This window comes from Streptomyces sp. NPDC104096 (genome assembly GCF_055584385.1).
Genome location: NZ_JBVJMD010000110.1, coordinates 1 through 11,767 on the forward strand (window position 1 = coordinate 1; position 11,767 = coordinate 11,767).

At 74.1% G+C, this 11,767-nt stretch carries 3 protein-coding genes; all 3 read left to right on the forward strand.

Going from position 1 to position 11,767, the window contains the following annotated elements; translation table 11 throughout:
• The coding region (locus ACZ60B_RS41770; RefSeq protein WP_469397020.1) for an SDR family NAD(P)-dependent oxidoreductase at positions 1-4,230 on the forward strand (4,230 nt) is incomplete at its 5' end.
• Positions 4,231-4,266: 36 nt separating this feature from the next.
• Entirely contained in the window at positions 4,267-9,774 is a 5,508-nt protein-coding gene (locus tag ACZ60B_RS41775) for an SDR family NAD(P)-dependent oxidoreductase (protein ID WP_469397026.1), read from the forward strand.
• Between the two features lie 34 nt (positions 9,775-9,808).
• Positions 9,809-11,767 (forward strand): type I polyketide synthase (locus ACZ60B_RS41780; RefSeq protein WP_469397023.1); only part of this gene is annotated, 1,959 nt, incomplete at its 3' end.

Below are 11,767 nucleotides of genomic sequence, written 5' to 3' on the forward strand. Positions count from 1 at the left end.
ACCGAGGCCGTCGACTGGCCGGAGACGGACCGTCCGCGCCGCGCTGCCGTGTCGTCCTTCGGCGTCAGCGGCACCAACGCCCACACCATCATCGAGCAGGCCCCCGCGACCGAGGAACCGCCCCCGGCGTCCGGCTCCGGCTCGGCCGTGCCGTGGGTGCTCTCCGGCAGGACCGAGGCAGCGCTGCGGGCGCAGGCCGCCCGCCTCGCGTCCTACCTGGACGACAACGACTACGACCGTGCCGACGACAGCGACGACCAGAGGAACGACGGCGGCGAGGTGGTTCCGGCGGCCGACGCGGCGTACTCGCTGGCCACGACCAGGGCGGCCTTCGAACACCGCGCCGTGGTGGTCGCGGAGAGCACCGAAGAGCTCCGGCGGGGACTGGCCGGTGTCGCCGACGGCGCCACGCCACCCGGCGTGGTGACCGGGACCGCACGCACCGGCGGCAGGACCGTCTTCGTCTTCCCCGGACAGGGGTCGCAGTGGGTGGGCATGGCCGCCGAACTGCTGGAGACCTCCCCGGTCTTCCGCGACCGGATCGAAGCCTGCGAACGCGCCCTCGCGCCGCACGTGGACTGGTCGCTGACCGCTGTGCTGCGCGGCACGTCCGAGGTCGAGCAGGACCGGGTGGACGTGCTGCAGCCCGTGCTGTGGGCGATGACGGTCGCCCTCGCCGAGGTGTGGCGCTCCTTCGGCGTGACCCCCGACGCGGTCGTCGGGCACTCCCAGGGCGAGGTCTCCGCGGCGGTGATCGCCGGAGCGCTCGCCCTGGAGGACGGGGCGCGCATCGTGGTGCGGCGCAGCCTCGCGGTCCGCGAACTGCAGGGCCGCGGCGCCATGGCCTCGGTGCCGCTCCCGGACGAGCAGGCACGGGAACTGGTCGGCCGGTGGACCGGCCGCCTCGGCATCGCAGCCGTGAACGGGCCCGCCACCGTCGTGGTCTCCGGGGACACCGACGCCCTCGACGAACTCCTCGCACACTGTCGGCAGGAGGGCATCCAGGCCCGCAAGGTAGCCGTCGACTACGCCGCGCACTCGCCGCAGATCGAACGCGTCGAAGCGCAGGCGAAGGAGGGGTTCGCAGGCATCGGCCCGCTCCCCGGTTCCGTGCCTTTCTACTCCACGGTGACGGGCGGGAAACTGGCCGCGGACGAGCTGGGCTCCGGCTACTGGTACCGCAACATGCGGCAGACGGTACGGTTCCACGACGCGATCCGGGCCGCTCTGGCCGACGGGCACGACGTGTTCGTCGAAGTCAGTCCGCACCCCGTCCAGCTGGCGGGCATCCAGGACGCCATAGAGGCCGCCGACGCGGACGCCGTGGTCGTACCGACACTGCGCCGCCGCGACGGCGGACGGAGCCGGCTGATGCTGGCCCTGGCCCAGGCCCACGTGCGCGGTGTCGCCATCGACTGGGACGCCGTCCTGCCGGGCGCGCGCCGCGTCGACCTGCCGACCTACGCGTTCCAGCACGAGCGGTACTGGCTGGAGGCGGGCGCCCCGGCCGGTGACGTGCGAGCGGCCGGGCTGGACGCCGCCGACCACCCGTTCCTGGGCGCGGCGGTGGAGCTGCCGGACGCCGGCGGCCACCTGCTGACCGGGCTGCTGTCCCTGCGGGCCCAGCCCTGGCTGGCCGACCACGCGGTGCTGGGCACGGTGCTGCTGCCGGGTACGGCCTTCGTGGAACTGGCCGCCCACGCGGCGGCCGAGACCGGCTGCGACCTGGTCGAGGAACTCACCCTGCAGGCACCGCTGGTGCTGCCCGAGCACGGCGGCGTCGCGCTCCAGGTCCTCGTGGGTGCCCAGGACGCCTCCGGCCGCCGCCCGCTGAGCGTGCACTCGCGAGCCGGGGACGGCCCCTGGATCCGCAACGCCACCGGCACCCTCACCACCGGCGCGATCCCCTCCGGCACCGACCTGAGCAGCTGGCCCCCGGCCGACGCCCGGCCGGTGGACCTGGACGGCTTCTACGACCGCCTGGCGGACCTCGGCCTGAGCTACGGCCCGCTCTTCCAGGGGCTGCGTGCCGCCTGGCGCGGCCACGACGCGGTCTACGCCGAACTCGCCGTCACCGACGAGGCGCAGGCGGACGCGGACGCGTTCGGCGTGCACCCGGCCCTGCTCGACTCCGCGCTGCACGCGCTGGGCGCGGGCGGCCTCGTACCGGCCGCCGACGGGCCCCTGCTGCCCTTCGCGTGGTCCCGCGTCACGCTGCACGGAACCGGAGCGGCGGGCCTGCGGGTACGGCTCTCCCCGGCCGGCGGGGACACGGTACGGCTGGAGGCCGCCGACGGCGCGGGCCGTCCCGTCGTCTCGGTCGAGTCGCTGACGCTGCGCCCGGTGTCGGCCGAGCAGCTGTGCACGAGCTCGCGAGACTCCCTGTTCACCGTGGACTGGGCACCGCTCGCCGCCACGGCCGACGCGCAGACAACGGTCGTACGGACCTACGACGACATCGCCGAGCTCCTCGCCGCCCCCGCGGCGGAGACCGGGGCGCAGGCGGACACGGACGCCGTCGTCGTCCCCTGCCCCGGCGGGTCGGGTACCGATGCCGAACGGGTCAGGAGCGTCCTCGCCGAAGTGCTCCGGCTGGTGCAGTGGTGGCCGGCCGAGGACCGGGCCGCCCGCCTGGTGCTGGTGACCCGGGGCGCGGTCGCCGCCGGGGACGAGCCGGAAGCGGGCGACCCGGTGCAGGCGGCCGTGTGGGGTCTGGTCCGGTCGGCACAGTCGGAGAACCCGGACCGCATCATCCTCCTCGACATCGACCCGAACGCCGACGGGGAGCGGGCCGTGGCGAGGGCCGTCCCACGGCTCCTCGCCTCCGGGGAGCCGCAGGCCGCGCTGCGCGGCGACGCGCTCCTGCTGCCCCGGCTCGCCAGGGCCGCCGCCGACGCCCCACGGGCCACCCCGGACTTCGGGACCGGCACGGTGCTCCTGACCGGCGCGTCCGGCGCCCTGGGCGGGCTCGTCGCCCGGCACCTGGTCGCCGAGCACGGCGTACGCAGCCTGCTGCTGATGAGCCGGCGCGGCGCGGACGCCGAGGGTGCGGCGGAGCTCCGGGCGGAACTGACCGCCGCGGGTGCCGAAGCGCGCTGGGCGGCCTGCGACGTGGCCGACCGGGACGCCCTCGCCGAGGTGCTGTCCGGCACGCCGGTGACGGCCGTCGTCCACACGGCCGGCGTCCTCGACGACGGCGTGATCGGTTCGCTCACGCCGGAGCGCCTGGAGAAGGTGCTGCGCCCCAAGGTCGACGCGGTGCTGAATCTGCACGAACTGGCGGGCGACGTCTCGGCGTTCGTGGTCTTCTCCTCGCTCGCGGGTACGCTCGGCACCCCCGGCCAGGCCAACTACGCCGCGGCCAACGCCTTCCTGGACGCCTTCGCCCGGCACCGCCGTGCCCAGGGGCTGCCCGCGGTGTCGCTGCCGTGGGGCCTGTGGCAGCGCACCGGCACCATGACCGAGGCGCTCGGCGGTGCCGACCGGACCCGGCTCGCCCGCGGTGGCGTGCTGCCCCTGTCCGACGAGGACGGCCTGGAACTCCTCGACGCCGCACTCGTGCTGCAGGAGCCCCTGGTGGTGGCGGCACGGCTGGACCTCGCCGCCCTGCGGAACGCGACCGCACCGGTGCCGCCGCTGCTCAGGGCGCTCGTCGGCGGCCGGCCGCGGCGCATCGACCGGGCGGCTTCCGTGCCGCTGGCGCAACGGATCGCGGGCCTGCCCGAGAGCGAGCGCGAAGAGGCGGTCCTGGACCTCGTCCGCTCCGAGGTCGCCGCCGTCCTCGGCCACAGCTCGGCCAAGGCCGTCCAGCCCGACCAGGCCTTCGGCGACCTGGGCTTCGACTCGCTGACCGCGGTGGAGCTCCGCAACCGGATGAACCAGGCCACCGGCCTGCGGCTGCCCGCGACGCTGGTCTTCGACCACCCGACGCCCGTGGTGCTCGCGCGGCGGGTGCTGAAGGACCTCCCCGGTGGTACGGCCGGGACGGCGCCGGTCTTCGACGAGCTCGACCGCCTCGCCGCCGCCCTCGACGGCACCGGAGCGGACGGCGTCGACAACGTCACCCGTACCAGGATCAACATGCGTCTCCAGGCGCTGCTCGCCCGCTGGAACGGGGACGAGCCGGCCGATCCGGGAGGCGCCGGCGGAGCCGGGGACGAAGACGACCTCAGCTCGGCGAGCGACGAAGAGCTGTACGAGCTCCTCGACGACGAACTCGGCATCTCCTGAACTGCGCAGGCCAAAAGGGGGCGGGCGACACCGATGATGAACGAGGACAAGCTCCGGGACTACCTCAAGCGGGCCACCACGGACCTGCGCCAGGTCCGGCGGCGGGTGCGCGAGCTGGAGGCCCGTGACCAGGAGCCGATCGCCATTGTGGGCATGAGCTGCCGGTTCCCCGGCGGCGTCGGCTCCCCCGAGGAGCTGTGGCGGCTGCTGGCCGAGGGCGAGGACGCCGTCTCGCAGTTCCCCGAGGACCGCGGCTGGGACGTCGACACGCTCTACGACCCCGACCCCGAGCGGCCCGGCAAGGTCTGCACCCGGCACGGCGGCTTCCTGCACGACGCGGCCGACTTCGACGCGGACTTCTTCGGGATCTCGCCACGCGAGGCGCTGGCCATGGACCCGCAGCAGCGGCTGCTGCTGGAGACCGCCTGGGAGGCCTTCGAGCACGCGGGCATCGACCCCGTCGGCCTCGAGGGCAGCCGCACCGGCGTCTTCGCCGGCCTCATGTACCACGACTACGGCTTCACACCCGGCGTCCTCCCCGAGGGGGTCGAGGGGCTGATGAGCACCGGCAACTCCGGCAGCGTCGCCTCCGGGCGCATCGCCTACACCTTCGGATTCGAGGGTCCCGCGGTCACCGTCGACACCGCCTGCTCGTCCTCGCTCGTCGCCCTGCACCTGGCCGTGCAGGCGCTGCGGGGCGGCGAGTGCTCCATGGCGCTCGCCGGCGGCGTGACGGTCATGGCGGGCCCGAGCGCCTTCATCGAGTTCAGCCGCCAGCGCGGCCTCGCCCCCGACGGCCGCTGCAAGTCCTTCGCGGCGGCGGCGGACGGCGCGTCCTGGTCCGAAGGCGCCGGCCTGCTGCTCGTGGAGCGGCTGCGGGACGCCCGCCGGCTCGGCCACAAGGTGCTCGCCGTCGTCCGGAGCAGCGCCGTCAACCAGGACGGCGCGTCCAACGGCCTGACCGCGCCCAACGGCCCCTCGCAGCAGCGCGTGATCCTCGAAGCGCTGGCCGGCGCCCGGCTGTCCGCCGAGGAGGTCGACGCCGTCGAAGCACACGGCACGGGCACGAACCTCGGCGACCCGATCGAGGCGCAGGCGCTCCTTGCGACCTATGGACAAGAACGCGAACGACCGCTCCTGCTGGGCTCGCTGAAGTCCAACATCGGTCACACGCAGGCCGCCGCGGGCGTCGCCGGCGTGATGAAGATGGTGCTGGCGATGCAGCACGGCGTGCTGCCGAAGACGCTCCACGTGGACCGGCCGACCCCGCAGGTCGACTGGTCGGCCGGTTCGGTCGAGCTGCTGACCGAGGCGACCGCATGGCCGGAGACCGGTCACCCTCGCCGGGCCGGGATCTCCTCGTTCGGGATCAGCGGCACCAACGCGCACGTCATCGTCGAGCAGGCGCCCGAACCGGAGGCGCAGGACCCGGCCGACGACGTGACCGAAGGCGAGGGCGCGGCCGAGGAAGTGCCGCGGGCCCGGACCACGGTGGTGCCGTGGGTGCTCTCCGCGAAGACCGGACAAGCGCTGCGGGAGCAGGCACGACGACTGCTGTCGTCCGTGGAGTCGCCGGCCGCGTCCCCGGCCGACGTGGGGTTCTCGCTGGCGGCCGCCCGCTCGGCGCTGGAGCACCGGGCGGCGGTCGTCGGAGCCGACGGGGAAGAGCTGCGCGCGGGGCTGGCCGCCCTCGCGGCGGGCGAGCCCGCGGCGCAGGTGGTGACCGGGCGCGCCGGTGCCGACCGGGCCAAGGTCGGGTTCTTGTTCTCGGGGCAGGGTTCGCAGCGGTTGGGGATGGGGCGCGAGCTGTACGCGGCGTACCCGGTGTTCGCGGCGGCGTACGACGAGGTCTGCGCGCTCCTGGACGCGCCGGTCGATGTCGACTCGGAGGCACTCGACCGGACGGGTTCGGCGCAGCCGGCGTTGTTCGCCCTCGAGGTGGCCCTGTTCCGGCTTCTCGAAACGTGGGGCGTCCGGCCGGATTTTGTGGCCGGTCACTCGGTGGGTGAGATCGCGGCCGCTCATGTCGCGGGTGTCTTGTCGCTCGAGGACGCGGCGAGGCTGGTGTCGGCGCGTGGCGCGCTGATGCAGGCGCTGCCCGGGGGCGGCGCCATGGTCGCGGTCCAGGCCACCGAGGACGAGGTGCTGCCGTACCTGACCGACGAGGTCGGCATCGCGGCGGTCAACGGCCCTGTCTCTGTGGTCATTTCGGGTGTGGAGGGCGCGGTTGCGGCGATTGCCGAGGTGTTCGCCGCTCAGGGTCGTAAGACGTCTCGCCTGAAGGTCAGTCACGCGTTCCATTCGCCGTTGATGGATCCGATGCTGGAGGAGTTCGCCGACGTCGTCCGCGGTCTGACGTTCAGTGAGCCCCGGATCCCGGTGGTGTCCAACCTCACCGGTCGGCCGGCCGAGGCGTACACGCCCGAGTACTGGGTGCGGCACGTCCGTGAGGCGGTCCGTTTCGCCGACGGTGTGCGGACCCTGCGCGAGCTGGGCGTGACCACGTTCGTGGAGATCGGCCCCGGTGGCGTGCTGAGCGCTCTCGCCCAGGGCTGCCTCGACGACGTGGACATCGTCACCGTCCCCGCCCTGCGTACCGACCGTCCCGAGCCCCGGGCGCTCACTCTCGCCCTCGGGCAGCTGTACGCGCACGGTGTCTCCCCGGACTGGCAGCAGCTGTTCCCCGGTGCCCGCCGCGTCGACCTGCCCACGTACGCCTTCCAGCGCGAGCGCTACTGGCTCTCGGGTACGGCCGCGCTCGACGTCTCCTCGGCGGGCCTGGACTCCTCCGGCCACGCCCTGCTCGGCGCGGTGGTGGAGACCGCCGGCACGCAGGACGTGCTGTTCACCGGCCGGCTCTCCCCGGACGACATGCCCTGGATCGCGCAACACACGGTCGGCGGCGTACCGGTGCTCCCGGTCGCCGCGTTCGTGGAGTTCGCCCTGTCCGCGGGACGGCGGGCCGGGATCCCCTACCTGGAACAGCTGGACGTGGACGCCCCGCTGGTCCTGGCCGAACAGGGCGCCGTCCGCATCCAGGTGCAGGTCGGTCGAGGCGACGACCCCGACCGGCGCTCGGTGCGCGTCTTCAGCCGGCCCGCCGCGGGCGGCACCGGCGAGCCGTGGGTCTGCCACGCCACCGGAGAGCTCACCCGGAACGCTCCGGCGCCGGAGTTCGACATGACGATGTGGCCGCCGACGGGTGCCGAACCCGTGGACGTCGAGGGCCGTCCGGGGCTGCGCGCCGCCTGGCGCGCCGGGGACGAGCTGTACGCCGAGGCCGTACTGACTGCCGCGGAGCGGGACCGGGCGGACCACTACGCCCTGCACCCCGTACTGCTGGACGCCGCCCTCGGCATGCTGGCGTCGCACCGCGCCGAAGACCCCGGCGAGGTGCTCATGCCCCACGCCTGGAGCGGCATGTCCGTGCACGCTCCGGGGCCCGGGGCCGTACGCATACGCGTACGGCCCGCCGACGACGACGCGGTGGCGATCGAACTGTGCGACGCCGACGGCTCTCCCGTCGCCTCGGTCGCGTCCGTCCGGACCCGGTCGATGTCCCCGCAGCAGGTCCTGGCCTCGCGCGTGGCGCACCAGGACTGGATGTTCGGGACCGACTGGGTCGAGCACACCGCGGCTTCCGCACCCGCCCCTGCCACCGCTGCCGAAGCCGAGTGGGCGGTCCTCGGCGACGCGGGTTCCCACTCCGACATCGACGCGCTCCGCATGGCCGTCGACGGCGGTGCGGCCACACCCGCCCACGTCCTCCTGCCCTGCGCCCCGAGCGAGGGCGATGCCGCCGCGGCGACACACGGGCTGCTGGCCGAAGTGCTGTCGGCCGTCCAGGAGTGGGTCGCCGACGAGCGGTTCTCCGACGCGCGGCTCGTCGTGATGACGCGCGGAGCCGTCGAGCTGGACGGCACAGCCCTGGACCTCGCGCACGTCGCGGTCTCCGGTCTCGTGAAGTCGGCCCAGAGCGAGCATCCGGACCGGTTCCTGCTCGTCGACGCGGACGACTCGGTCATGAACGGCGGCGTGGTCACGAACGGCGGCCTCGAACCGGGGCTGGCCGCCGCGCTCGCCGCCCTGGACGAGCCGCAGGCCGCGGTGCGCGACGGAAAGCTGTACGTGCCGCGCCTCACCCGGGTCACCCCGCCCGAGGAGCCCACCCGTCACGCGTGGGACCCCGAGGGAACCGTGCTGATCACCGGCGCGACCGGTGGCCTCGGACGGTCGCTCGCCCGGCACCTCGTCGCCGAACACGGCGCACGTCGACTGCTGCTGGCCGGCCGCCGCGGCCCCGCGGCCGAAGGCATCGGCGAACTCGTCGCCGCCCTCTCCGAACTGGGCGCGCACGTCGACGTGGCCGCCTGCGACATCACGGACCGGGACGCCCTCGCCGAACTGCTGGCCTGCGTCCCGGCGGAGCACCCGCTCGTGGCCGTGGTGCACGCGGCGGCGGCCCTGGACGACGGCGTGGTCACCGCCCTGACCCCGGAGCGCCTGGACACCGTGCTGCGGCCGAAGGCCGACGGGGCGCTGCACCTGCACGAGCTGACCCGGGACCTGGACCTCTCCGCGTTCGTGCTCTTCTCCTCCCTGGCCGGAGTCCTGGGCAGTGCGGGCGCGGCGGGCTACGCCGCCGCGAACGCCTTCCTGGACGGGCTGGCGCGGCAGCGCCGTGCCGAGGGCCTGCCCGGCACCTCGCTGGCGTGGGGCCTGTGGACGGACAACGGCGGCATGGGCGACCGGATCACCGACGCCGACCGCAACCGGATGGGGCGGGCCGGAGTCGTGCCGTTCACTCCGGCGGAGGGGCTGGCCCTGTTCGACACCGCTCTCACCGTGGACCGGCCGGTGATCGTGCCGGTCCGGCTGGACGTTCCAGGACTGCGCGCCATGGCCCGCTCCGGCATGCTGCCCGCCGTTCTCCGCGGCCTCGTCGGCGACACCGGCGCCGCGGCCGGTGGCGCCCCGGCCGCAGGGACCACCGCCCTGGCCCGCCGCCTCGCCGGGATACCGGAGGCCGACCAGGAGAAGGTCCTGTTGGACCTGGTGCGCCACCAGGCGGCAGCCGCCCTCGGCCACGCCACCGCTGCCCGCATCGAGCCCACCACGGCCTTCAAGGACATCGGCTTCGACTCCCTGACCGCCGTGGAACTGCGCAACCGGCTCAAGGCCGCGACCGGGCTCCGGCTCAAGCCCACCCTCGTCTTCGACCACCCCAACCCCGTCGCGATCGCCCGGCTCCTCCACAAGGACCTGGTGCTCGACCTCACGGCCGAGGCCCCGCCCGTCCTCGCCGAACTGGACCGGCTGGAGGCGCAGCTCGCCGCCCTCGCCCCACAGGACGCGGTACGGGACAAGGTCACCGCCCGGCTCAAGGCGCTGCTCTGGAAGTGGACGGACACCCACCAGGACGCCGCGGCGAACACCGCCGACGCGGGCCCCGGCACCGGCCGCGACCTCGACCCGGACCGGATCGACGCCGCCACCGACGACGAGATGTTCGACCTCATCGACCAAGAGCTCGGCTCCCACTGACTCATCTCACGCACTGCTACCGAGGACGTAAAACATGTCGAACGACGACAAGCTCAGGGATTACCTCAAGCGCGTGACGGTGGACCTGCGCCAGACCCGCAGGCAGCTGGGTGAGCTGGAGGCGAAGGACACCGAGCCCATCGCCGTCGTCGGGATGGCCTGCCGCTACCCGGGCGGCGTCGGCTCGCCCGAAGAGCTGTGGCAACTGGTCGCCTCGGGCGGCGACGGAGTGTCCGGGTTCCCCACCGACCGCGGCTGGGACCTGGACACGATCTACGACCCCGAGCCCGGGCGGACGGGCCGCACGTACGTGCGCGAGGGCGGATTCCTCCACGACGCCGGCGAGTTCGACCCCGCGTTCTTCGGGATCTCCCCCCGCGAGGCACTGGTCATGGACCCGCAGCAGCGGCTGCTCCTGCAGACCTCCTGGGAGGCCTTCGAACGCGCGGGCATCGACCCCGTCACCGCACGCGGCACCCGGGCCGGTGTGTTCGTCGGCACCAACGGCCAGGACCACGCCTACCTCCAGCGGCAGGGCGACAGCGACATCGAGGCCCACCTCGTCACCGCGAACACCGCGGCCGTGGTGTCCGGCCGCATCTCCTACGTCCTCGGTCTCGAAGGCCCGGCGGTCACCGTCGACACCGCCTGCTCGTCCTCGCTGGTGGCGCTCCACCTGGCCGCCCAGGCGCTGCGCCGCGGCGAGTGCTCGATGGCCCTGGCCGGAGGCGTGACCGTGATGGCCACGCCGAACACCTTCATCGCGTTCAGTGCCCAGCGCGGCCTGTCGTCCGACGGCCGCTGCCGCGCGTTCTCCTCGACCGCCGACGGCACGGGCATGTCCGAAGGCGTCGGCGTGCTCCTGCTGGAGCGGCTGTCCGACGCCCGCCGGCTCGGCCACGACGTGCTCGCCGTCATCCGCGGCAGCGCCGTCAACCAGGACGGCGCCTCCAACGGCCTCACGGCCCCGAACGGCCCGTCGCAGGAGCGCGTGATCCGGCAGGCGCTGGAGAACGCCCGCCTGACCGCCTCCCAGGTCGACGCGGTCGAGGCGCACGGCACGGCCACCACCCTCGGCGACCCGATCGAGGCGGAGGCACTGCTCGCCACGTACGGTCACGAGCACTCGGGCGACCGACCGCTGTGGCTGGGATCCATCAAGTCCAACATCGGTCACACACAGGCCGCCGCGGGCGTCGCCGGTGTGATCAAGATGGTGATGGCCATCCGCAACGGCGTCCTGCCGCAGACGCTGCACGTGGACGAGCCGACCGCCCAGGTCGACTGGTCGGCGGGCGGCGTCAGGCTCCTGACCGAGGCCGTCCAGTGGCCCGAGTCGAACCGCCCGCGCCGCGCCGCGGTCTCGTCCTTCGGCGTCAGCGGCACCAACGCGCACCTGATCATCGAGCAGGCCCCGGCCCTCGACGAAGAGCCCGCCGTGGAGCCGGCCGGGGACCCGGCCGCCGGCGCGCTGCCGTGGGTGCTCTCGGCGAAGAGCGACGCGGCCCTGCGCGCCCAGGCGGAGCGTCTGCTCTCCTTCCTGGAGGACGGCCGGAGCGGCCCCGGGAGCACCCCGGCCGACCTCGGCTTCTCCCTCGCCACGACGCGCACCGCCTGGGACCGCCGGGCGGCCGTCGTCGGCGAGAGCCTGGAGGAACTCACCCAAGGCGTAAGGGCATTGGCATCCGGTACCCCGTCCGCGGCCGTCGTCCACGACGCGGCCCGGCACGGCGACAAGACCGGGTTCCTGTTCTCCGGCCAGGGTTCGCAGCGAGTCGGCATGGGCCGCGAACTCTACGACGCCTTCCCGGCGTTCGCCGCCGCCTACGACGAGATCCGCGCCCACCTCGACCTCGCACCCGACGCGGACGCGGAGCAGCTCGACCGGACCGGTTGCACCCAGCCGGCGTTGTTCGCGGTGGAGGTGGCGCTGTTCCGTCTGCTGGAGTCGTGGGGTGTGCGGCCGGATTACGTGGCCGGGCATTCGGTGGGT

Coding starts and splice junctions, on each gene's coding strand:
- ACZ60B_RS41775 (WP_469397026.1), top strand. CDS start 4,267: ATGAACGAGGACAAGCTCCGGGACTACCTCAAGCGGGCCACCACGGAC.